24 protein-coding genes are annotated in these 22,285 nt (G+C 71.9%); 15 read left to right on the forward strand and 9 right to left on the reverse strand.

Features of this window, described 5'->3' with window-relative positions; translation table 11 throughout:
* Positions 1–34 precede the first annotated feature (34 nt).
* A complete protein-coding gene (locus ADK66_RS03425) occupies positions 35–232 on the reverse strand; it encodes a cold-shock protein (RefSeq protein WP_053652527.1) in 198 nt (65 codons plus the stop codon).
* A gap of 23 nt (positions 233–255) precedes the next feature.
* Positions 256–906: a 2-phospho-L-lactate guanylyltransferase gene (cofC, locus tag ADK66_RS03430; protein ID WP_053652414.1), complete on the reverse strand. Its 651-nt coding sequence runs from the start codon at positions 904–906 to the stop codon at positions 256–258.
* A 127-nt stretch (positions 907–1,033) separates the two neighbouring features.
* On the opposite strand from cofC, the gene ADK66_RS03435 reads away from it, so the two are divergent.
* The 5 genes from ADK66_RS03435 (at position 1,034) to ADK66_RS03455 (ending at position 6,257) form a co-directional block, all read left to right on the forward strand.
* The gene (locus ADK66_RS03435; protein ID WP_053652528.1) at positions 1,034–1,771 is read left to right on the forward strand and encodes a 1-acyl-sn-glycerol-3-phosphate acyltransferase; all 738 of its coding nucleotides are present in this window, start codon (positions 1,034–1,036) and stop codon (positions 1,769–1,771) included.
* Entirely contained in the window at positions 1,768–2,775 is a 1,008-nt protein-coding gene (locus tag ADK66_RS03440; protein WP_053652415.1) for an NAD(P)H-dependent glycerol-3-phosphate dehydrogenase, read from the forward strand. The genes ADK66_RS03435 and ADK66_RS03440 overlap by 4 nt, the downstream gene beginning before the upstream one ends.
* Positions 2,776–2,782: 7 nt before the next feature.
* The gene (locus ADK66_RS03445; protein WP_053652416.1) at positions 2,783–3,901 is read left to right on the forward strand and encodes a cystathionine gamma-lyase; all 1,119 of its coding nucleotides are present in this window, start codon (positions 2,783–2,785) and stop codon (positions 3,899–3,901) included.
* A 4-nt stretch (positions 3,902–3,905) separates the two neighbouring features.
* Positions 3,906–4,694, forward strand: a complete 789-nt coding sequence (locus ADK66_RS03450; RefSeq protein ID WP_053652529.1) for a putative protein N(5)-glutamine methyltransferase — start codon at positions 3,906–3,908, stop codon at positions 4,692–4,694.
* 513 nt (positions 4,695–5,207) lie between these two features.
* Positions 5,208–6,257, forward strand: a complete 1,050-nt coding sequence (locus ADK66_RS03455) for an ROK family protein (RefSeq protein ID WP_053652417.1) — start codon at positions 5,208–5,210, stop codon at positions 6,255–6,257.
* A 228-nt stretch (positions 6,258–6,485) separates the two neighbouring features.
* Here the strand turns inward: ADK66_RS03455 and ADK66_RS03460 are convergent, their stop codons facing one another.
* Together ADK66_RS03460 and ADK66_RS03465 are read right to left on the reverse strand one after the other, a co-directional pair.
* Entirely contained in the window at positions 6,486–6,686 is a 201-nt protein-coding gene (locus tag ADK66_RS03460; protein WP_053652418.1) for a DUF397 domain-containing protein, read from the reverse strand.
* Between the two features lie 5 nt (positions 6,687–6,691).
* The gene (locus ADK66_RS03465; RefSeq protein ID WP_053652419.1) at positions 6,692–7,537 is read right to left on the reverse strand and encodes a helix-turn-helix transcriptional regulator; all 846 of its coding nucleotides are present in this window, start codon (positions 7,535–7,537) and stop codon (positions 6,692–6,694) included.
* A gap of 276 nt (positions 7,538–7,813) precedes the next feature.
* On the opposite strand from ADK66_RS03465, the gene ADK66_RS03470 reads away from it, so the two are divergent.
* The gene (locus tag ADK66_RS03470) at positions 7,814–8,032 is read left to right on the forward strand and encodes a hypothetical protein (RefSeq protein WP_053652420.1); all 219 of its coding nucleotides are present in this window, start codon (positions 7,814–7,816) and stop codon (positions 8,030–8,032) included.
* 161 nt (positions 8,033–8,193) lie between these two features.
* Positions 8,194–9,294 carry a D-alanine--D-alanine ligase family protein gene (locus ADK66_RS03475; RefSeq protein WP_053652421.1) on the forward strand — a complete coding sequence of 367 codons (1,101 nt, stop codon included), beginning with the start codon at positions 8,194–8,196 and terminating at the stop codon, positions 9,292–9,294.
* 76 nt (positions 9,295–9,370) lie between these two features.
* Here the strand turns inward: ADK66_RS03475 and ADK66_RS03480 are convergent, their stop codons facing one another.
* Together ADK66_RS03480 and ADK66_RS03485 are read right to left on the reverse strand one after the other, a co-directional pair.
* Positions 9,371–10,054, reverse strand: coding sequence for a DUF3515 family protein (locus ADK66_RS03480; protein ID WP_082377185.1), 684 nt, complete (start codon positions 10,052–10,054; stop codon positions 9,371–9,373).
* A 9-nt stretch (positions 10,055–10,063) separates the two neighbouring features.
* Positions 10,064–10,297, reverse strand: coding sequence for an Lrp/AsnC ligand binding domain-containing protein (locus tag ADK66_RS03485; protein ID WP_007456453.1), 234 nt, complete (start codon positions 10,295–10,297; stop codon positions 10,064–10,066).
* Positions 10,298–10,450: 153 nt separating this feature from the next.
* Between ADK66_RS03485 and ADK66_RS03490 the strand changes: the two genes are divergently transcribed.
* Together ADK66_RS03490 and ADK66_RS03495 are read left to right on the forward strand one after the other, a co-directional pair.
* On the forward strand, positions 10,451–11,383 hold the full coding sequence (locus ADK66_RS03490; RefSeq protein WP_369814757.1) for a thiamine-phosphate kinase: 933 nt from the start codon (positions 10,451–10,453) through the stop codon (positions 11,381–11,383).
* A 29-nt stretch (positions 11,384–11,412) separates the two neighbouring features.
* Positions 11,413–11,874: a GNAT family N-acetyltransferase gene (locus ADK66_RS03495; protein ID WP_053652531.1), complete on the forward strand. Its 462-nt coding sequence runs from the start codon at positions 11,413–11,415 to the stop codon at positions 11,872–11,874.
* 127 nt (positions 11,875–12,001) lie between these two features.
* Here the strand turns inward: ADK66_RS03495 and rpmB are convergent, their stop codons facing one another.
* Complete coding sequence (gene rpmB, locus ADK66_RS03500) at positions 12,002–12,193, reverse strand: 50S ribosomal protein L28 (protein ID WP_011905179.1); 192 nt, start codon at positions 12,191–12,193, stop codon at positions 12,002–12,004.
* 269 nt (positions 12,194–12,462) lie between these two features.
* Between rpmB and ADK66_RS03505 the strand changes: the two genes are divergently transcribed.
* Together ADK66_RS03505 and recG are read left to right on the forward strand one after the other, a co-directional pair.
* On the forward strand, positions 12,463–14,076 hold the full coding sequence (locus tag ADK66_RS03505) for a DAK2 domain-containing protein (protein ID WP_053652423.1): 1,614 nt from the start codon (positions 12,463–12,465) through the stop codon (positions 14,074–14,076).
* Positions 14,073–16,271 carry an ATP-dependent DNA helicase RecG gene (gene recG / locus ADK66_RS03510; RefSeq protein WP_053652424.1) on the forward strand — a complete coding sequence of 733 codons (2,199 nt, stop codon included), beginning with the start codon at positions 14,073–14,075 and terminating at the stop codon, positions 16,269–16,271. The genes ADK66_RS03505 and recG overlap by 4 nt, the downstream gene beginning before the upstream one ends.
* A gap of 413 nt (positions 16,272–16,684) precedes the next feature.
* Here recG and ADK66_RS03515 read toward each other — a convergent pair whose 3' ends face one another.
* A complete protein-coding gene (locus tag ADK66_RS03515; protein WP_053652425.1) occupies positions 16,685–17,656 on the reverse strand; it encodes an LPXTG cell wall anchor domain-containing protein in 972 nt (323 codons plus the stop codon).
* Between the two features lie 321 nt (positions 17,657–17,977).
* Positions 17,978–19,486 carry a hypothetical protein gene (locus ADK66_RS03520; RefSeq protein WP_053652426.1) on the reverse strand — a complete coding sequence of 503 codons (1,509 nt, stop codon included), beginning with the start codon at positions 19,484–19,486 and terminating at the stop codon, positions 17,978–17,980.
* A gap of 302 nt (positions 19,487–19,788) precedes the next feature.
* On the opposite strand from ADK66_RS03520, the gene rsmD reads away from it, so the two are divergent.
* The 4 genes from rsmD (at position 19,789) to ADK66_RS03540 (ending at position 22,280) form a co-directional block, all read left to right on the forward strand.
* Positions 19,789–20,352: a 16S rRNA (guanine(966)-N(2))-methyltransferase RsmD gene (gene rsmD / locus ADK66_RS03525; RefSeq protein WP_053652427.1), complete on the forward strand. Its 564-nt coding sequence runs from the start codon at positions 19,789–19,791 to the stop codon at positions 20,350–20,352.
* A complete protein-coding gene (gene coaD, locus ADK66_RS03530) occupies positions 20,349–20,831 on the forward strand; it encodes a pantetheine-phosphate adenylyltransferase (protein ID WP_053652428.1) in 483 nt (160 codons plus the stop codon). Before rsmD ends, coaD begins: the two co-directional genes overlap by 4 nt.
* 278 nt (positions 20,832–21,109) lie before the next feature.
* Positions 21,110–21,607 (forward strand): hypothetical protein, encoded by a 498-nt coding sequence (locus tag ADK66_RS03535; protein WP_053652429.1) that lies wholly within the window; start codon positions 21,110–21,112, stop codon positions 21,605–21,607.
* Between the two features lie 109 nt (positions 21,608–21,716).
* Entirely contained in the window at positions 21,717–22,280 is a 564-nt protein-coding gene (locus ADK66_RS03540; protein WP_053652430.1) for a DUF177 domain-containing protein, read from the forward strand.
* The last annotated feature ends 5 nt before the right edge of the window (positions 22,281–22,285 follow it).

Consider the following 22,285-nt stretch of genomic DNA (forward strand, 5'->3'; position numbering starts at 1 on the left):
ACGGTTAACGCAAAATGAACTTCGCCCCGACGGTTCAGATCATCGTCGGCAATGTCACCCGGACGACCTCGCCGTCGGGATCGGTGTCGATGCGCACCCGCTGGCCGAGCCGGAGCAGCCGCAGCCCGGAGGCGTCGAACGCCCGAGCGGGAAAATTCATCTCGGTGCCGTCGTCGAGCAGCAGCGTCCCGCTGCGTGTCGCCGCGTCGTAACTGGCCACCGTGCCCTGCATGCTGGCACCGTACACCGGCGGGGTCAGCTCGTGGAGCGTGCCGGGCAGGCGGCGGCGGCCACCAGCGCGGCGGTACGCGGCCCGAGGCCGAGCCGGGCGGCGGCGGCCAGGTCGTCGGCGGTGTCCACGTCGCGGCGCAGGCTGGGCCAGTCGCCGGGCAGCGGCAGGGCGCCGCTCGCCGTGTGCGCCGCCGCCGAACCCACCCCGAACCGGGGTTCGAGGTCGACTCCGGGCGGCGCGGCGAGCAGCACCGTGCCGAGGCCTGGCGCATCCGCCACGAACCGGCGTACCCCATCGTCTCCGGCTTGGGCCGCGAGCAGCGCGCCGGCCAACTCGGTCGGGCGCAGCGCGGGCAGGTCGGCGGTGAGCCCGGCCACCCACCCGGCGGGGGCGTGTGCCGCGCCGTGCCGGAAGGCGGCGTTCAGGCCGGCGTCCGGCTGGTCGGGAAGCACCTGCGCTCCGGCTGCGCGGGCCGCCGCCGCCACGCGGGCGTCGTCGGTGACCACCAGGGCCTCGGCGACCGCCGGGCAGGCCAGCACCGCGCGGAGCGTGTCGGCGGCCAGGGCCAGCGCCAGCTCCTCATGGGGTACGCCGGGCAGCGCGCCCCGCAGCCGGCTCTTGGCTGCCGACAGACGCTTCACCGGCACCACCACTGCCCACCTCGGCTGACTCACGCCCGCAATCCTGCCAGCAGAGCGGCGGGACCCTCCCTGGCCGTACCGGGGGCGAGCAGGCATGATTTCCGCTGCGGGTGTCGTGGGCCGGACCCGTGGCGGTGCGGGGCGCGACGAGGAGGCACAGGTGGCACGGCGGAGGCTGGGGTTCTGGCGACGGTTCGCCGTGGTGCTTGTCAAACCGGTGATGCTCGTGTGGACCCGACGGACGTGGCGGGGCGGCGAGCACCTCGGCCGGGACGGCGGCGTGATCATCGTGGCGAACCACATCTCACACGCCGACCCGCTGGTCTCCGCGCACTTCATCTACGACTCGGGCCGCTGGCCGCAGTACCTGGGCAAGGCCAGCGTGTTCCGGGTGCCCCTGGTCGGCTGGATCCTGCGCCAGTGCCGGCAGATCCCGGTGGAGCGGGGCAGCGTGGACGCGGTCCGCTCACTGGACGCCCTGGTGGAAGCGCTGGATCAGGGCGGCGCCGTCGTGATCTACCCGGAGGGCACCACCACCAAGCAGCCGGACCTGTGGCCCATGAAGGCCAAGACCGGCGCGGCCCGACTGGCGCTGGCCACCGGCGCGCCCGTGGTGCCGCTGGTGATGTGGGGGCCGGAGCGGATCTTCGACCCGCGTACCAACCGGTTGAACGTGCGCCCCCGGATCCCGGTTACCGTGGTCGCCGGCGACCCGGTCGACCTGACCCGGTGGGCGGACGCCCCGCCGACCCGGGCCACCCTCGAGGAAATGACGGACGCCATCATGCTGCGCCTGCGGGACATGCTCGCCGAGATCCGGGGCGGAACGCCGCCACCGCTGTGGGCGCGGCCGGTCCGACCCTCCGCCGAACCCCAGCAACACGGAGGTGTCGCGTGACCGGTCACGTCGCGGTTCTCGGCGCAGGCTCCTGGGGCACCGCGTTCGCCAAGATCCTCGCCGACGCCGGGCGGGACGTCACTGTGTGGGCGCGACGCCCCGCGGTGGCCGAGAGCATCCGCACCGAGCGGCGCAACACCGAGTACCTGCCTGATCTGCTGCTGCCGGAGCGGGTCACCGCCACCGCCGACGCCATCGAGGCGATCACCGACGCCGAGTTGGTGGTGCTTGCCGTACCGTCGCAGACCCTGCGGGGCAACCTCGCCGAGTGGGCCGGGCACCTGCACCCGGACGCCACGCTGGTGTCGCTGATGAAGGGCATCGAGCTCGGCACCACCAAGCGGATGAGCGAGGTCATCGTGGAGACCGCCCGGGTCGCCGCGGACCGGGTTGTTGTCGTCTCCGGGCCGAACCTCGCCCCGGAGATCGCCGCCGAGCAGCCGGCCGCAACTGTGGTCGCCGGGACGAACCCGCACCGCACCGCCCTCGTCCAGTCGTCGATCCGGACGCCCTACCTGCGCCCGTACACGAACGACGACGTGATCGGCTGCGAGCTGGGCGGGGCGGTCAAGAACGTCATCGCGCTGTCGTACGGCATCGCCACAGCGATGGGCTTCGGCGACAACACCCGGGCCATGCTGATGACCCGCGGGCTGGCCGAGACGGCCCGCCTGGGCGTGGCGCTCGGCGCGGACCCGATCACCTTCGCCGGCCTGGCGGGCATGGGCGACCTGGTGGCGTCCTGCTCGTCCCCGCTGGCCCGCAACCGCACCTTCGGCGAGCACCTGGGTCGGGGCGAGACCCTGGAGCAGGCGCAGGCCGCGACCCGGCAGACCGCCGAGGGCGTGAAGAGCTGCCTGGCGATCCGCGACCTGGCCCGCGCGCACGGTGTGGAAATGCCGATCACCGAGCACGTCGAGCGGATCTGCCACGAGGGCATGGACCCACGCCTGGCCGTGGAGGCTCTGATGAGCCGCACCGCCAAGCCCGAGTCGTACGAGTGAGGATCCGATGACCGATCTGGGAGACGGCACCCGCTGCGTACACGCCGGGTTGCCCGAGCCGGCACCGGGGGACCCGTTCCTGCCGGGGCCGGTGTTCGCCGCGCCGTACCACCTCGACCCGTGGCAGGGCCAGGGTTCGTCGCCGAACGGCTACGGCCGCCCCGACAATCCGACCCGGCGGCTGCTGGAGGCCGCCATCGGAGAGCTGGAGGGCGGTGACTGCCGCGTCTTCGCCACCGGTCAGGCGGCCATCACCGGCCTGCTGCTCGCGGTGCTCCGGCCGGGGGACACCGTGCTGCTGCCCGCCGACGGCTACTTTCCCGTCCGGGCGTTCGCCACCGACGTGCTGGAAACCATCGGTGTACGGGTGGTCTTCGTGCCGACCGCAGGGCCGTACCCGTCGCTTGAGGGCGTACGCCTGGTGCTTGTGGAGACCCCCGCCAACCCCGGCCTTGACGTGGTCGACGTGGCGGCCCTGGCCGAGCGCGCGCACGCCGCAGGCGCCCTGCTCGCCGTGGACAACACCACCGCGACCCCGCTCGGGCAGCGCCCGCTGGACCTCGGCGCCGACCTTGTGGTCGCGTCCGGCACCAAGGCGCTCACCGGCCACTCCGACCTGCTGCTGGGCTACCTGGCGAGCCGGTCCGCCGATCTGGTCGGGGCGGTGACGTCCTGGCGCACGGCCACCGGCTCGGTACCGGGCGCGTTCGATTCCTGGCTGGCCCACAGGTCGATGGCCACGCTCGACCTGCGGCTGGCCCGGCAGAGCGCGAACGCCGCAGCGATCGCCGACCTGTTGGCCGGCCGGACGGACGTGACAGGTCTGCGCTGGCCGGGGCTGCCGGACGACCCCGCGTACCCGGTGGCGTCGACGCAGATGCGCCGGATGCCCGGCGTGCTCTCGTTCGACCTGGGCGACGCCGACCGGGTTGCCCGCTTCATCACCGCCGCCCGGCTGGTGGCCGCCGCCACCTCCTTCGGTGGTACGCACACCACTGCCGACCGGCGGGCACAGTGGGGCGACGACACCTCGCCCGGCTTCGTCCGGCTCTCCTGCGGCGTGGAGGACACTGCCGACCTGGTGGCCGACATCGCCGCCGCGCTTGACGCCGCCGGGCCGGCCTGAGGTCGTGACAGCCGCGCCTCTCGCCGACCGGTCCGTTCTCGTGGGCAGGTTGCGCGCCGCCGGTTGCGTCTACGCCGAGGACGAGGCCGATCTGCTGCTCGCCGCCGCCGAGTCTCCCGCCGCGTTGGCGGAGCTGACCGACCGCCGGGTGGCCGGCGAACCGCTGGAATACCTGCTCGGCTGGGCGGAGTTCTGCGGCCTGCGGATCGCGGTCGACGCTGGCGTCTTCGTGCCCCGTGGCCGGACCGCCCTGCTGGTCGAGGCGGCGGCCTCCGTGACCGGCGCGGCGGCGGCGGTTGTCGACCTGTGCTGCGGCTCCGGGGCCACCACTGTGGCACTCGCGCACCGGCTCGCGCCGCGCTGGCTGGCAGCCGCCGACATCGACCCGGCGGCGGTGGCGTGCGCCAGGCGCAACCTCGCGGGGCTGGCCGCCGAGGTGTACGAAGGTGACCTGTTCGCCCCACTGCCGCCGCGCTGGCGGGGCCAACTGGACCTGGTGGTCGCCAACGCTCCGTACGTGCCGACCGACGCGGTGGCGCTGATGCCCCCCGAGGCGCGGCTGCACGAGGCGCCGGTGGCGCTCGACGGTGGGCCGGACGGGCTCGCGGTGCTGCGCCGGGTGGCCGCAGGCGCTGCCCACTGGCTGGCACCCGGCGGCCACCTGGTCGTCGAGGTCAGTGTCGTCCAGGCGGATGCGCTCTGCGCTGCCCTTGACGCGGTCGGGCTGGAGCCGGACGTGCGGCACGACGAGGACCTGGACGCCACAGCGGTGACGGCCCGCCGCCTCCGCTGAGCCCTCTCGCCCGCCCGCCACCGCCGCTGCCACCACCGACGTCGCTGTCGCTGCCGCCACTCCCGCCGCCCCCACCGGGGTCGGCTCAACACGCGGGCCAACATCGTCAGCTCCAAGGTCCGCCGTCGGCAGTCCGCCGTGCCGGTCGGCCGTCGGCAGTCCGCCGTGCCGGTCGGCCGGCGTGGACAGGAATCCGCGTCGCCCAGGCCCGGCAAGGCCACCGCCCGCCCGTACCCCTTGTCCGTCCTTTGCTCTGCTTCAACCGGCGCAACACTTCGGGGTCGTTTGCGTTGCGTGGGTTGAAGCAGAGCAAAGGACACGCGACGACCCTCCTCGGGACCGGGGACCGGGGACCGAGGGCTGAGGGCTGAGGGTCGGGCAGCCGAGGGCCATGAACGAACGCCCTCTCGCCGGGATGTCGGGCTTTCGCAGGTCCTGAGGCGGTCGGCATGGCGGGGGAGAGGGCTTGGCACTAGCCTCGGCTCACATCCATGTCGTCGGGAGGCGGTTTCGGTGGGCAGCGCAGGGGTGCCGGTGGTCGTCGGCCTCGACAACGGCGGCACCAGCAACAACGCCACGGTGCTGACTGTGGACGGCCGGTTCCTGGTCGACGGGCTCCTGGAGATCCCCAGCGAGGTACGCGCCGGGCCGGAGGCCGCGATCGAGGCGTTGGCCCGCGCGCTGGACGGTGCGCTGGCCCGGACGGGCGTGCCGCGCGAGATGGTCCGCGCGGTCGGCCTGGACACCCCCGGCCCGGCGAGCGCCACAGGTGTCATCTCGTCGCGGGGCTCGACAAACTTCTCCCAGCCCGCGTGGCGCGGCTTCGACGTACGGGGCGCGCTGGAGCGGCGCCTCGGCCTGCCCGTGATCTACCACAACGACGGCAACGCCGCCGCGCTCTACGCCCACCACGTGTACTTCGGCGACGAGGCGATGAGCAGGTCGTCGGTCGCCGCGATCGTCGGCACCGGGCTCGGCGGTGGCGTTGTCGAAGGTGGTCGGGTGATCGCCGGCGCCGCCGGGATGGCCGGGGAACTGGGCCACGTGCACATCCCGCTGAACGGGCTGCTCGGCCCGGGACAGCCGGAGCCGACCTGCGCCTGTGGTTTCACAGGGGACGTCGAGAGCGTCGCGTCGCTTACCGGCATCGAGCGCAACCTGCTGCCGTACTGGCTGGCCCGCTACCCCGACCACCCGCTCACCGCCGAGCCGTTGGCCCGGGCGGCGAAACTCGTCCGGGGTTACGGGGAGCGGGGCGACGCGCTGGCCCGGGACCTGTTCACCCAGCAGGCGATGGCGCTGGGCCGGCTGTTCACTGTGGCGTCCAACTTCACCGACCCGCACGCGTACTTCGTGGGTGGTGGCGTGGTGGAGGCGGCGCCGGAGTTCCGGGACTGGTTCCTGGCGACGGTCCGCGAGCACACGGTGCTCCGACAGGAGCAGGCGGCGCTTGCCACGTTCGCACTGGTGCCGGACCGGGACATGGCAGGTGCCCGTGGCGTGGCGATCGCCGCGCTTGAGGCGCTGCGCGCCGCGCCGGAACCCGGCCCGCTGGTCGCCTGAGCCCGCTGGTCATCGTCCGCCGGCAGGTCGTTGCTCCGGCCGCGCAGATCGTCGCTTCGGCCGGGCACACCATGGATTTGGCCGGGCAGGTCGTTGCTCTGGCCGCTCGAAGCGGGCACCAGGGCGACCCTGAGGCCGCTTGACGGCCAGCCGCGGCCCGCGGTTGGGTGGACCGCCCACGGGCCCGGCGCGCTCGGTGGCACGCCAGGCCCGCTGTCGACGGTGCGGTCAGTGGCGGGGCGGGGCCTGGGCGAAGGTGGCCCAGGCCGCCGGGGGGAACAGGAGGGCCGGGCCGGCCGGGTCCTTGGAGTCGCGGACGGCCACCAGGCGTGGGATCGAGGCGACCTCCACGCAGGCGCCCTGGTCACCACTTCGGCTGCTCTTGCGCCATCTCGCCGCGGCCAGTGCCGCGGTGATCGTCGGTGTCATCGTTCCTACCGTCCCTTCAGGAGTGTAAGGAGCTGCTTGCGGGTGTCGGCGGGGCTGAGCGCCACGCTCCGCAGATGCTCCATGATCTTGGTACAGGTGCGTGTTTCACCTGCCCGGTCGAGGATCATCTGACCGGCGACGGTCTCCACCGAGGCGATGATCGGGTCCTCCGGGTCGGCGAACTCCAGGATGTGCAGCGAGCCCCGTGTGCCGCGGTGGTAACCGGCGGAGAGCGGGATCACCTGGACGGTGATGTTGGGCAGCTCGGCCATCTTGACCAGGTGTCGTAGCTGCCCGTCCATCACCGACTGGTCGCCGACGGGGCGCAGCAGTGCGCCCTCGTCGATGATCGCGTCGAAGATGGCTGGATTGTCGCCGGTGATTCGCTGCTGGCGGTCGAGCCGGGCCTTGACCCGCTGCTCCACCAGGTCGTCGACAAGGGTGTGCGGCCCCCCGCGCATCACCCCGCGTACGTAGTCGGCCGTCTGCAAGAGGCCGGGCACCACCGAGGGTTCGAAGTTGGCGATGGCTGTGGCCTCCGCCTCCAGGGCGATGAAGTCGATGGTGCGGGGGTCCAGCACGTACGAGTACGACACCCACCAGCCCGGTTTGCGGGCGTCCTTGGCGAGCTGCACCGCTGCGGCCACCTCCTCGGCGCCCACTCCGTACGAGGTGAGCAGAGCGCGCACGGTGGCCGGGTTGATCAGCGTCTGGGCGTTCTCGTAGCGGGAGAGGGTGCTCCGCGTGCTGTTGATCTCGTCCGCGGCGGTTTCCAGTGTCAGCCCGGCGGCCTCCCGGTGATGGCGGAGGGCGATGCCGAGCCGGCGGGCGCGAGCGGTCTTGGGGGGCATGCATCGATGGTCGCACACATTCGCGGGAATGTGTGTATGGGACCGCGCCGATGAGAGTTGCATTCACGGCCATGTACGTGTCACGCTGTCACCACGTCCTCACCGCCGGTTGTCGTGGCGACGGTGGTGGTGAGTGACCGGAGGGGATAGGGCGCGTGGCGATCGGGTTTCTCCCCCGTACCCGATCGTCGCGTGCCGCCGTCATTTCGGCCTCCCGGAAGGAGACGACGTGCGTACCGGCTCGGAGTGCCTCGCCGTTCCCCCGGGCGGCAGGAGATGACCCGATTCCTGGTCGTGCTCACCGACGTACGTCTAGTCGAGGGCATCGGCCGCAACGAGCGCACCGCCCCCGAGCGGCGACGACAGGTGGTCGGTGCCAGCAGCAGGGAGGCCGCCGACCGGATCGCCGGAGCATTCATGGCCCTGGGCATGGTGCGGGCCGGCCGCCAGCGGGTCAAGGTGATCGCGGTCGGCCGTCGACGCGCCAGGAACTGACCGTCCGTAACGCACCGTATAACCTCTGTTGACCGATTGCCGCGTCGCTTCGTGGCTCGCCGGGTATCGCCTCGCCCTACCGCCACGCACAGTAAGGTCAACCGGGTGAGCGCCACCGGCGAGCACGACCAGCCGCAGTCGCGTACGAAGAGGTGACCGGAGTGACCACCCCAGGCAAGACCCGCGTGGCGATCGTCTTCGGCGGCCGTAGCCCGGAGCACGGCATCTCCTGCGTCAGCGCCGGCAGCGTTTTCGGCGCGCTCGACCCGGACGAGTACGAGGTGGTACCGGTGGGCATCACCCGAGCCGGACAGTGGGTGCTGACAAGCGGCGACCCCGCCCAGCTCGCCATCAATGCCCGCCAGCTACCGGAGATCACCGCCGAGTCCGGCGACGACATCGTGCTGCGTGCCGACCCCACAGGCAACGGCCTCATGGTGCTCGACCCCACCGAGGGTCCCCGGGTGCTCGCCGACGTCGATGTGGTCTTCCCCGTCCTGCACGGCGCGTACGGCGAGGACGGCACCATCCAGGGAATGCTGGAGATGGCAGGCATCCCGTACGTCGGGGCGAACGTGTTCGCCTCCGCCGCCGCAATGGACAAGGAGTTCACGAAGAAGCTCTGCGCGGCCGAGGGTATCCCAGTCGGCCCGTACACGGTGCTGCGCAACGGGATGACGCTCAGCGAGCAGGACAAGGAGCGCCTCGGCCTGCCGGTCTTCGTCAAGCCGTCCCGGGCCGGGTCGTCGTTCGGCATCACCCGGGTCACCGACTGGGCGCGGCTGGACGAGGCGGTCGCCGCCGCCCGGCAGTTCGACCCGAAGGTCATCATCGAGGCCGGGATCGTCGGCCGCGAGATCGAGTGCGGCGTGCTGGAGGGCGAGGCCGGCGGCGTGCCCGAGGCGTCAGTACTGGCCGAGGTGCGGGTCGTCGCCGACCACGACTTCTACGACTTCGAGGCGAAGTACCTTGACGACTCCTGCGAGTACGACATTCCGGCCGGTCTGCCGGAGAAGGTGACCCGCCAGGTGCAGGAGTACGCCGTCCGCGCGTTCACCGCCCTGGACTGCGCCGGTCTGGCCCGGGCGGACTTCTTCGTCACCCCCGAGCTGGACGTCTACCTCAACGAGATCAACACGATGCCCGGGTTCACGCCGACGTCGATGTTCCCGCGGATGTGGGCGGCCTCCGGGCTGGAGTATCCGAAGCTGGTCAACCGCCTGATCCGCACCGCCCAGCGGCGCGGCGTCGGCCTGCACTGAGGCCCACCGGACTGTCGGCCGATCAGCAGTGTCGGCTCCGGCCGTCGGGCCGCGCCGATCGGCGCGCCCGGCCCGATCAGCGCTGGCAGCCGGAGGGGATGGCCCCGCCGGAGGGCACCGAGGCCACGATCACGTCGGAGATCGGCGCCGCCCACTGCAACGGCTGCTCGTAGGAGCGCGGGACGCGTACCGTCACCGGCGTCTCCCGGTCGACGGTGGTGAGCACCGTCGCGTCGGTCTGCTCGGCGGCATGCCAGCAGACCCGGTTGACGGTCCAGACCTCGTCGGTGGCGGGGAAGTCCGGCTCGGCACCCCCGCAGGCAACGGTGAGTGCGGGATCGCCGTACGCGGCGTTCTGCTCCGGGCCGGCGGTGACCGGGCGCTGGTTCAGGTCGCGGATGGTCTGCGGCAGCTGGGAGAGCAGCGCACGGCAGACCGTGGCCGGGCGGGCGGCCAGCGCCGGGGCGGCCATCTCGACGGGGGCGGTGGACTGCGCCCGGGGGGTCGTGGCGGACGGGCTCGGCGCGGCGGCCGGCGTGTCCGGGGCGAGCTTCGTGAAGGCCAGTACGGCCACCAGCAGCGTGACCGGAATCGCGATCAAGGTGGCAAGCAGTGCGGCGCTCCGGGTGGTCCGGTCCCGGCCGGTCGGCGCGTCGGCAGCCGGGTCGCCGGTCGCGCGGTTACCGTCAGCCCGCTCGGGTGTCCCGTCGGCCGCGTCGCGCGTGCCGTCGTCGTCGAGAGCAGCCGAGGAGGTCGTCATCTCGTCCACTTACAGCCGCACCACCGAACACGTGAGGGTGCGGGTGATGCCGGGCACCATCTGCACCTTGCTGACGATGAGTTTGCCGAGTTCGTCGACGGTGTTCGCCTCGGTGAGGACGACCACGTCGTACGGCCCGGTGACGGCGTCGACGCGTACGACGCCGGCGATGTCCGCGATGAGACCCGCCACGTCACGTGCGCGGCCGACCTCGGTCTGGATGAGGATGTACGCCTGTACCACGACTCGACCTCCGTCCGTCGCCGCCCAGGGGCGGCCCGAAGGGTGAAACTACCTTACGGACCAGGTCTGATCCCTATCGGTGGTCAAGGAGCAGCGGTGAGCGAGCACGGCGGAGCCGGGCAGGACGGGCGGAACGCCGGCGGTGGTGCCAGCGTGGCCGGGATCGGCGAGTTCGGGTTGATCGGGCGGGTCACCGCGCGGTTGGCGATGGGGCCGACGACACTGCTCGGCCCGGGGGACGACGCGGCGGTGGTGGCCGCGCCGGACGGCCGGGTGGCTGTCTCGACCGACGTGCTTGTCGACGGCCGGCACTTCCGGCGGGACTGGTGCTCGGCGGCCGACGTCGGTCACCGGGCTGCGGCTGCCAACCTGGCCGACATCGCGGCGATGGGCGCCACCCCGACGGCGCTGCTGGTGGCCCTCTGCATGCCGGCGGAGCTGGAGACCAGCTGGGCGGAAGGGCTCGCCGACGGGTTGGCCGCCGAGGCGGCGACGGTCGGCGCGAGCGTTGTCGGTGGGGACATGTCGGCAAGCCCCACCCTGACCATCGCGGTGACAGCGCTGGGTGACCTCGGTGGCCGGGCGCCGGTGGTGCGCTCCGGCGCGCGTCCCGGGGACGTACTGGCCCTGGCCGGGCGCATCGGGTACGCGGCGGCCGGGCTGACAGTGCTCACCCGTGGTTTCCGCACGCCCCGACTGCTTGTCGAGGCGTACCGGCGACCGCAGGTGCCGTACGCGGCCGGGCCGCAGGCAGCAGTGCTCGGCGCGACCGCCATGATCGACGTGTCGGACGGGCTGCTCGCCGACCTCGGGCACGTGGCGAAGGCAAGCGGGGTGGCCATCGACGTACGCCGGGATGTGTTCGAGGTGCCCCGGCAGATGGCCGACGCGGCGCGGGCGCTCGGCGTCGACCCGTACACCTGGATCCTTGCCGGTGGCGAGGACCACGCGCTTGCCGCGACCTTCCCCCCGGAGGTGGCGTTGCCGCCGGAATGGCGGCCGATCGGCCTGGTCACGGCCGGTGCCGGGGTGACAGTCGACGGGGGCGCCTACGACGGGCCGAGGGGCTGGGACCACTTCCGGTGAGGGCCCGCGCCGGCCGTACCCTGGACGCCGTGAGTGAGATCGAGATCCGGCTGGCGCGGTTCGACGCGCCGGTGGCGCAGCAGTTGATCAAGGAGGCGCTTGCCGACCTCGGGGCCCGCTACGGCGGCACCGGCGACGACACCCCGGTGGACGCCTCCGAGTTCGAGCCGCCGGACGGCGCGTTCGTCATCGCCTACCTGGGCGGCGAGCCGGTCGGCTGCGGCGGCTGGCGCGCCCACGGCCCGGACACCGCGGAGTTGAAGCGGATGTACACAGCGCCGGCGGCCCGTGGGCGCGGCGTGGCGCGGATGGTGCTCGCGGCGGTCGAGCGGTCGGCCCGTGACCAGGGCCGCAAGCGGATGATCCTGGAGTGCGGGGATCGCCAGCCCGAGGCGATCGCCATGTACACGTCCGCCGGCTACGACCGGATCCCGAACTTCGGCTTCTACAAGGACTCGGAGGGCTGCGTGTCCTTCGGCCGGGCGCTCTGACCGGCCGGGCCGCCCGGCGACAGCGCAGGCCCCGACCTGCCGGGCAGCCCGGAGCGCGGACACGATTCAGCCGGCGGACCGCTGGGTCCGCCGGCTGAGCCGAACGAGAAGAGGTGGTGCCGCCGCGTCAGGCGCGGGTGACCTTGCCGGCCTTGATGCACGAGGTGCAGACCTTCAACTTCTTGGTGTTGCCACCACCGGCCGGGGTACGCACCGACTGGATGTTCGGGTTCCAGCGGCGGTTGGTCCGCCGGTGCGAGTGGGACACGTTGTGGCCGAAGCCCGGCCCCTTGCCACAGACGTCGCACACGCTAGCCACGGGATACTCCTGGGATTGAAACGTTCATGAGGTCGCCGGCAGGCGCTGCGCGGGCAACCTGGTCAGGTTACCCGATGACCCACCGGCCCGGCGAACCGGCCCGGTCGAGCGGGCGCTCGCGGCCGGCCTGCCGGTGGGGCCGCCCGCCTGGTGGCAGCCGGTCCGGCGGCAACGGTACCGGAGTGATCCGCCCCGGCCGGAAGGCGGTGGGCGGCGGACACACGCGGCGAGTCCGACGCGTGTCGGTGCGCGCCAGTAGGCTTCTGGCCGTGCTGGACTCCCTCGACGCCGCAGCGGTCCGCCGCTGGTGCGCGAGCGGGCTGGCCGCGCTGAAGCGCCACCAGGGCGAGATCGACCAGCTCAACGTCTATCCGGTGCCCGACGGCGACACCGGCACCAACCTGGTGCTCACCCTCACGTCGGCCCAGCAGGCACTCTCGATGGACCTGGACACCCTCCCCGACAGCGGTCCGACCGCGCACGGGCACGCGCTGCGGCTGATGGCCCAGGGCGCACTGCTCGGCGCGCGGGGCAACTCCGGCGTGATCCTCTCGCAGATCCTGCGCGGTTTCGCCGACGCCGTGGCCGTCATGCCGGTGGTGCGCGGTCGGGGCCTGACCGTCGCGCTGCGGTCCGCGACCACCGCCGCTTACGCCGCGGTCGGCCAACCCGTGGAGGGGACCCTGCTCACAGTTGTCGCCGCGGCCGCCGCCGCGGCCGAGGGGGCCGACAGCGACGACCTTCCGGCGGTGGCCCGGCTCGCCGCGCGGTCGGCGGCCGAGGCGCTGTCGCGTACCCCGGAGCAGTTGCCGGCCCTGGCCCGCGCCGGCGTGGTCGACGCCGGTGGCAAGGGCCTCTGCGTCCTGCTCGACGCCCTGGTCGAGGTCCTCACCGGGGAGACCGCCTCAGGGCTCGCACCGGCGCCGCGGACCGCCCGGCCGGCCGCCGCCGTCGCGCGGGAGACCGGCTCCGATGAGTACGCCTACGAGGTGCAGTTCCTGCTCGACGCCCCGGCCGACGCGGTGGCCGTGCTGCGTCGGACGCTTGCAACGCTCGGGGATTCGCTCGTCGTGGTCGGCGACGGGCGCGAGCCGGACGCCACCTGGAACGTGCACGTGCACGTCAACGACGTGGGCGCGGCGATCGAGGCGGGTGTCGCTGCCGGCCGCCCGTACCGGATCTCGGTGACCCGCTTCGCCGACCAGCCGGAGCCGCCCCCCGTCCCGGTCGAGGCGGGACGCGCCGCCGTGGTGGTCGCCACCGGCGAGGGGATCGCCGAGTTGTTCGCCTCCGAGGGCGCCACTGTCGTGCCGGGCAACCCGTCCATCGGTGAGCTGCTGGAGGCGGTACGCGGCACCGGCGCGGCGCGTGTGGTGGTGCTGCCCAACAACCCGAACACCGGGGCGGTGGCGAGCGCGGCGGCCCGTGAGGCACACCGCCACGGCATCAAGGTCAGCGTGGTGCCGACCCGCTCGCCGGTGCAGGCCCTCGCCGCCCTCGCGGTCCGTGACGGCACCCGCCGCTTCGAGGACGACGTGATCGCGATGGCCGAGGCGGCCGGCGCCTGCCGCTACGCCGAGGTCTGCCACGCGAGCCGCGACGCGTTGACAGTCGCCGGCCCGTGCCACCCCGGGGACGTGCTGGCACTTGTGGAGGGGGAGGTGCACCTCATCGGCGCCGACCTCATCGACACGTGCGCCGCAGTGGTCGACCAGATGCTCGGCGGTGGCGGCGAGATGGTCACCCTGCTGGCCGGTGTGGACGCGCCCCCCGGGCTGACCGACGCCGTCCGGGCGCACGTCGAGCGGCGCTGGCCGTTCGTCGAGGTGCACGCGTACCCGGGCGGCCAGCCGTTCTATCCGCTCCTGGTGGGGGTCGAATGAGTGAGCCGGCCACGGTGGACACTCCGCTGAAGAAGCTAGTGGGCGACAAGACGGCCAAGGCCCTGGCCTCCCAGCTCGACCTGCACACCGCGGGTGACCTGATCTACCACTTTCCGCGCCGCTACGACGAGCGTGGCGAGCACACCGACATCCGCTCGCTGGACGTCGGCGAGCAGGTAACCGTGCTGGCCCAGGTGCAGCGCACCGCCGTTCGCCCGATGCGCCAACGTCGGGGCAACCTGCTGGAGGTGACCGTCGGCGACGGTTCCGGCGGGTTGCTGACGCTCACGTTCTTCGGCAACCAGGCGTGGCGCGAGCGGGAGCTGCGTCCGGGCCGGTGGGGTCTGTTCGCCGGCAAGGTCACCGAGTTCCGGGGCAAACGACAGCTCAACGGCCCGGAGTACGTCCTGCTCGGCGAGGGCGGTGAGGGCGAGGCGGCGGTCAGCGACGAGATCGAGGAGTTCGCCGGCGCGCTGATCCCCGTGTACCCGGCTGCCGCTGCCGTCCCGACCTGGGTGATCGCCCGCTGCGTGCGTGTCGTACTGGACACGTTCACCCCACCGGAGGACCCGCTGCCGGCCACAGTGCGGGCCAGCCGCAACCTGGTCGGCCTGGGCACCGCCCTGCGGGAGATCCACCGTCCGTCCAGCAAGGAGGAGCTCTACCGGGCGCGGCGGCGGCTCAAGTGGGACGAGGCGTTCGCCGTCCAGTTGACACTGGTGCAGCGCAAACACCGGGCCGCCGACTGGCCGGCCCGCCCCCGTCCGGCGCGCGCCGGCGGCCTGCTGGACGCGTTCGACGCCCGACTGCCGTACGAGCTGACGGCCGGGCAGCGTGACGTCGGTGTGGAGATCGCTGAGGACCTGGCGGCCCCGCATCCGATGCACCGCCTCCTGCAGGGCGAGGTGGGCTCGGGCAAGACGGTGGTGGCGCTGCGGGCGATGCTCCAGGTGGTCGACGCGGGTGGGCAGGCCGCGCTGCTGGCGCCCACCGAGGTGCTGGCCGCGCAGCATCACCGCGGCATGCTGGACCTGCTCGGGCCGTTGGGCCGGGCCGGCGAGCTGGATTCCGCCGAGCACGCCACCCGTGTCGAGTTGGTGACCGGCTCGCTTGGTGCGGCGGCCCGCCGTCGGGCGCTCGGCGAGGTGGCCAGCGGCAACGCCGGCATCGTGCTGGGCACCCACGCCCTGCTGTACGAGGGGGTGGACTTCGCCGACCTGGGTCTGGTGGTGGTCGACGAGCAGCACCGCTTCGGCGTGGAGCAGCGCGACGCGTTGCGGGCCAAGGCCGCCCAGCCGCCGCACGTGCTGGTGATGACGGCCACCCCGATCCCGCGCACGGTGGCGATGACCGTCTACGGCGACCTGGAGGTGTCCACCCTCTCCCAGTTGCCCCGAGGGCGGTCGCCGATCGCCTCGCACGTGGTGCCGGCCGCCGAGAAGCCAGCCTTCCTGGACCGGGCGTGGCGCCGGCTGCGTGAGGAGGTGGCCGCCGGCCATCAGGCGTACGTGGTGTGCCCGCGGATCGGGGAGGGCCCGACGTCGGAGGATGAGGAACCGCCGCTCGACGACAACGGCCGTCGCCCGCCCCTCGCCGTGACCGAGGTGGCCCCGCTGCTTGCCGACGGGCCGTTGCACGGGCTGCGGATCGGGGTGCTGCATGGCCGCCTGCCCGCCGACGAGAAGGACGCGGTGATGCGCTCCTTCGTCGCCGGTGACCTGGACGTGCTTGTGGCGACCACTGTCATCGAGGTCGGTGTGGACGTGCCGAACGCGACGGTGATGATCGTGCTGGACGCCGACCGGTTCGGTGTCTCACAACTGCACCAGTTGCGGGGCCGGGTCGGCCGGGGCTCCGCCGCCGGGCTCTGCCTGCTGGTGAGCGAGGCGGCCGAGGGGTCGTCGGCACGGGAACGGCTGGACGCCGTCGCGTCCACAAGCGACGGGTTCAAGCTCGCCGAGCTTGACCTGGAGCAACGACGCGAAGGTGACGTGCTGGGCGCCACCCAGTCGGGGCACCGCTCGCACCTGCGGCTGCTGTCCCTGCGACGCGACGCCGACCTGATCCGCGACGCCCGCGCCGAGGCGATCACCCTGATCGAGGACGACCCGGAGTTGACCCGCAACCCGGCGCTTGCCGCGTCGGTCGCGGCCCTTGTCGACGAGGACCGCGCGGAGTATCTGGAAAAGGGCTGACCGCGTTCTGAGGCTCTGCCGCTGACCGCCCCGCCCTCGTCGCGGTCGAAATGGGATGGGTTGGATCGTCACGTCTGCCCGGGCGTCGTGCCTGCCTCACGTCGTGCCTGCCGTGCGGTGGTACCTCCGCGCGTCCTTTGCTCTGCTTCAACGGACGCAACAGGCCAGGTCCGGTATGCGGACGGCGGCCGTTGCGTGGAGGTAGGCAGAGCAAAGGACGCGCATGAGACCTGTCCTCGGTGCCGCCGCCGGTCACTGCGCTGACCGCGAGATGGAGGCGCCGAACCGCGGCTTGAGCCGCACTGCGGGCCAAGGCCGACTGCGGGCCGAGGCGGACCGTGACCGAGCCGGAAACGCCCGAGGGCGCGTCGACCGGGTGGTCGACGCGCCCTCGGGTTTCAGCGCGGTTCGGGTCAGACGGTGAAGCGGAGCCGGCGACGGCGAGCCATCACGAACAGGCCCGCACCGGCGGCCAGCAGCACGACGGCACCGCCGGCGATCATGGTGGTGTTCGCGCCGGTGAGCGGCAGGCCGCCGCCCTGACCGTCGCACTCGGCCGGCTTCTCCCACGCGATCGGCTCGGTGTCGTCGAGACCATCGGCGGCCGGAGTGACGGTGAGGCCCTCGGTCGCGGGGAACGAGACGGAGCCGGTCTCGCCCGGCTTGACGGTGAGCGTCTTCACCTCGCCCTTGTTCGGGGTCAGGGTGAGGGTGACGGTCTCACCGTCGGCGGGGTTCTCCACCGTGAAGGTGAGCTTGTCGCAGGTCGACTCGACGGTGCCCACCGGCTCGACCGGTACCGAGGGAGCCGTCGGGGTCTCCGACGGGCTCTGGGTCGGCGTCGGGGAGACAGTGGTCGCGCTGGGGCTGGGCGACGCCGGCACGCTCGGGGTGGGCGACGCGCTCACGGTCGGCGTGGCGGTCGGCGTCGGGCTGGCCGGCGGCGTGGTGGGCTGGGCCGCGCAGGTGCCGGCCGGCTTTGCCGCCACCGTCCGGTGCTCGGTCACGATCCGGTTCGGACGCACCCACCGGGCCTCGACGGTCAGCTCGATCTTCGGCTTCCGCTCGGTGAAGCGGTGGGTCTGGGTGGCGGTGAGGAAACCGTCGCCCTTCTTCGGGAGCGTCGCGCCGACGGCCAGGTTGCCGTCACGGAACTCGTTGGGCACGGTGGACGTGAGAGCCGTGACCTCGGCAGTGATGTTCTCGCTGTTGCCGACCTTCCAGGTCACAGTGGTCAGGCCGTCTGCGGCCAGGCAGTAGGTGCCGGAAGGCTCGGGGTGGTGCGCACTGGCGGGCGCGGCGAGGGCGCCGACACCGACGAGACCGATCAGCGCGCCGGCGGCGATGGCCGCGATGCGCCGCAACGGAGACTTGGGAGGGTTCACGCAGGCTCCTGGTGAGGGGGAGTACGGATCGCGTGCGGGGAGCCGGGAGGCGGGACGCCTGTGCGGGTCGTCTGCTCAACGGGGCGTCGCGACGCGGGATGCTCCCGCGCGAGGCGGGAACAGAGGGTGACTGTACTGATCAATGGTGAATCTGGGGAGTTCAGATCATTGCCGGAAGGCAACTTTACTAATTCGTGATCATTGATCGCCGGTACGTGTTCGCCCGGTCACTGCCGATCCCTGCGGCGTTGCCCCGGAGTGGAGCCGAACACGCCACGGGCGCGTCGACCGGTTGGTCGACGCGCCCGTGGGCCGAACAGGTCAGGCGGTGAAGGTCACCCGACGCCGTCGGGCGATGACGAACAACACGGCGCCCGCGATCAGCAGGGCGATCGCCCCGGCGGCGATGCCGCCCGCCGCCGCACCGGTGACCGGGAGACCCGGCTCCTCGCCGCCGCCGCCACCGCCGCCGCAGTCACCCTCCGGCGTGTAGATGGCTTCCAGTTCCAGGTCCAGATCCGGCAGGGTGACGAGCGCCGACTCGGCCTTGCTGGCCTTGAAGGTCACCTTCTCCGAGCCGCCGGCGGCCACCGTACGGGTCTCGGTCTTGTCGCCGTACGCGAAGGTGGCCTTCACCGGGAGACCACCCTCGGGGTTGGTCACGGTGAGCGCGAAGGTCTTGCAGTCGGCCTCGGTGGTGACGGCCGGCAGGGGGCAGTCCTCGGGGCGCTGCCACGAGTACGTGCCGTTCTCGACCACCTTGCCGTCGACAAGCACCTCGATCTTGCCGGCGTTGGCGGCCGGAACCACGATGCTGTTGTCGGCCTTGCCCGCCGCGACGGAGACCTTCTTGGACCAGCCGTCCGCACCCTTGATCTCGAACTCGACCGGGTACTTGCTGATCCTGCCGTCGTTGCTCAGCGAGACGGCCACCGAACCGTCGCAGTTGGACGCGAAGGTCGAGGCCGGGGTGGTGCAGCTCTTGTCGCCGCCGTTGTACCAGCCCTGCACGCCCTTGGACCGGTTGCCCGGCGCGCCCGGGGATCCGAGCTTCTTGTTGTCGTACCGCTTGCCGCCCTCGACCAGTGGGTCGATGACCTGCTCGCCGTCACCCCAGATCAGGTCGACCTGGGTGTGGCAGTCCGGGATCTCGACGTTCAGCTCGATCTCGGTCTGGGTGCCGCCGATCCAGTCGCTGTCCGGCGTGCCGTAGACGTACTGCGGGGTGGCGAACTGCGGGCGCGGCGCGAAGTACGACACCAGCGTGAACCACTGCTTGCCCTCGCCGCACAGCGGCAGGTCACCGTCGAGCTTGACGGTGGCGGTGCCCTTCGGGCCGTCGAAGGTGTGGCTGTACTTGGCCTTGCTGGCGTCGATGCACTTCGGCGCCGGCGTGCAGGACCTGTCGGCGGCAAGGTTGATGCTGCCGTTGTTGGTGGCTTCCTTGCCGTTCTTCTGCCACTTGCCGAACACCGTCAGCTTGGCGGTGGCGGTGTCGCCGGGCACCCGCTGGACGGCCTGCACGGAGCCGCGCTTCTCGATGACGTACCCCTGAAGGGGCACGGAGGTGGCGCCCCGGACGGGCACTGTCACGTCGGTCGCGGGCTCGGAGGTCACCCTCTTGAGCGTCACGGCCTTGTCGCGCTCGCTGTTCTCCACCTTCCACGTGATCACGCGCTCGCCGGTGCGCTTGTCGCAGTCGGCGGTGGCGGTGATGGTCGTGTGGTGCGCGCTGGCTGGGGCGGCCACCGCGACGACCCCGGCGAGGCCGATGAGGGCGGCTCCCAGGACGGCCAGCGGTCGCCGTAGCGACAGCTTGGGACGGATCACGGGTACTCCTGGAGTGCTGAAGCGTCAGGGGTGTGGCACGAGAGAGACAGTGGACGGTCGCTGCACGTCCAGACGGTGCGGCGCCCTCCCGATACCGTGGGCCGGTGGGTTGCCGCCGGCACCCGGCAGACCCTAGCGAGATCGCCACGAGTGATACAGGCCTCAGGATTCACTAAGGCGAATGATATGAACTTGAGATCATTGATATACGAGAAGTGATCACGTGATCGTCGCGGCGATACCTACCGTGTTGCCGACTTCGGCGGGTCGCGTAGCGTCGAGGTCATGAGCAGGAGGAGGCGATGACCCGGATCGTGGCCGGGACACTCGGTGGCCGTCGGATCGCCGCACCCCCCGGTGCGGGCACCCGACCCACCTCGGATCGGGTCCGCGAGGCGCTCTTCAGTGCCGTGCAGGCCGAGGTCGACCTCGACGGCGTGCGCTTCGCCGACCTGTACGCCGGTTCCGGCGCGGTGGGGCTGGAGGCGCTGTCCCGGGGTGCCCGGCACGTCCTGCTCGTGGAGTCCGACCCCCGGGCTGCCCGGGTGATTCGCGAGAACGTGGCGACCCTGCGGGCCGGCTCGGCCGTCCGGCTGGTCGCCGGCAAGGTGGCGACCGCACTGGCCGCCAGCCCGGACGGCGGACCGTACGACGTGGTCTTCGCCGACCCGCCGTACGCCGTGCCGGACGAGGAGATCACCGCGCTGCTGACCGCGCTTGTCGACGGTGACTGGCTGGCGCCCGACGCGCTCGTGGTGGTGGAACGGTCCAGCAGGACCAGGCAGTTCGACTGGGTGGAGGGCATCACCCCCGGGCGTAGCCGCCGTTACGGCGAGACCACGCTTTGGTACGGTCGCCGATCATGAGACGCGCGGTGTGTCCCGGCTCGTTCGACCCGGTGACAAACGGTCACCTCGACATCATCGGTCGGGCCAGTCGGCTCTTCGACGAGGTGATCGTCGGCGTGCTGGTGAACCAGTCGAAGAGTGGCCTGTTCACCGTCGAGGAGCGGATCGACATGCTCCGCGAGGTGACCTCCTCGTACGGCAACGTGCGGGTCGAGTCGTTCCGGGGGTTGCTTGTCGACTTCTGCCGGGCCCAGCAGGCGAGTGTCCTGATCAAGGGTCTGCGGGCGGTCAGCGACTTCGACTACGAGTTGCAGATGGCCCAGATGAACATCGGGCTGGCCGGGGTCGAGACGTTGTTCATGCCGACCAACCCCCTCTACTCGTTCCTCTCCTCCAGCCTCGTCAAGGACGTGGCCAAGTGGGGCGGCGACATCTCCGCCCACGTCCCCGACGCAGTGCGAGAAGCGCTACAAACTCGCCTGACCCCCCGCCCCTGACCTCGCCCCCCTAACCCCCCCACCCCACCCTCACCTCCCGCGATCTTGCAGTTGTGGTCGCGGGAATGTGTGTAGGTGCGGCAATTGTCGAGGCGGAAAGTGCAAGATCGCCGGGGTTTGGGCGGTGCCAGGGTCGCGGAGCGCGATGGGGGCGCGACGCGCCGGGTTGGGGTGGATGGGGCGTGGGTGGGGCGGGCACGACATGATTGGTGGAGCGGGGAACCGGCCGTAGCCCGCATCATGGAGGTCGGCCGACGAACGACAGGAGTGAGGTACCGGTGGACCCGCTCGATCGCATCGACGAACTGATCGCCATGGTGGAGCAGGCCCGCTCCGTCCCGATGTCGCGCAACAACTGCATGGTCGACCGGGGCGAGATGATCGCCGCTCTCGATGAGATGCGTGCCGAACTGCCCGCCGACCTGCGCCGCGCCGCCGCGCTCCTCGACGAGCGCGACAAGATCATGGAAGCGGGCAAGCGCGAGGCGGACCGGATCATCAGCGAGGGTGAGGCAGAACACGCCCGCCTGGTCTCGGTGAATGAGATCACCGTGTCGGCCGAGCACGAGGGGGCGCGGATCATCTCCGAAGCCCGGGCCGAGGCGCAGCGCCTGCGCGAGGAGGTCGACGACTACGTCGACACGGCGCTTGCCAACTTCGAGCAGTTCCTCACCCGGGCGCTCGCCTCGATAGAGCGTGGTCGCGACAAGATGCACGCGCTGCGGGAGATCGGCACCTTCGGTGGGGATGAGGCGGAACGCCCGCTACCCTTCTGAGCGGCACCTCACCAGCCGACACTCAAGGCGGGCGTCGCCCCCGGTTCGACGGTCCGGCGGTCGCCCAGGTAACCTTTTTTGTCGGCCTCTCACCGGCCGGAGTCTGACTATGCCCAAGCGCTCGCCATCGACACTCGACCCCAGGTCGCCGCTGGTCCTCGACACGAGGGACCTGCCGCGCCGCCCTGGCGCGTTGCGTGAGGTCCAGCGGGACGTGCCGGCACCGGCGGACCTCGGTGTGGAGTTGATCGGCGTGCCGGAGGGCGCAGACCTCACCCTCGATCTGAGGTTGCAGTCGGTGTCCGAAGGTGTGCTCGTCTCCGGGACCATCACCGGTCCCGTCCGGGGCGAGTGCGGGCGTTGCCTGCGCGAAATCAACAACTCGATGGCCGTGACGATCCAGGAGCTGTACGCGTACGAGAACAGCACCACGGACGCCACGACCGACGAGGACGAGGTGGGCCGGATGCAGGGCGATCTGATCGACCTGGAGCCGGCGCTGCGGGACGCGTTGGTGCTCACGCTGCCGACCAACCCGCGCTGCCGGGAGGACTGCCCAGGACTGTGCCCCGAATGTGGGGCGCACTGGGACGATCTGCCGGCCGACCACAGTCACCAGCAGATCGACCCGCGTTGGGCGGGCCTGTCGCAACTGACCCGTACAGAGGAGTAAGAACC

Origin of the sequence: Micromonospora sp. NRRL B-16802 (genome assembly GCF_001279555.1) — a bacterium.
Lineage (GTDB): Bacteria > Actinomycetota > Actinomycetes > Mycobacteriales > Micromonosporaceae > Micromonospora > Micromonospora profundi.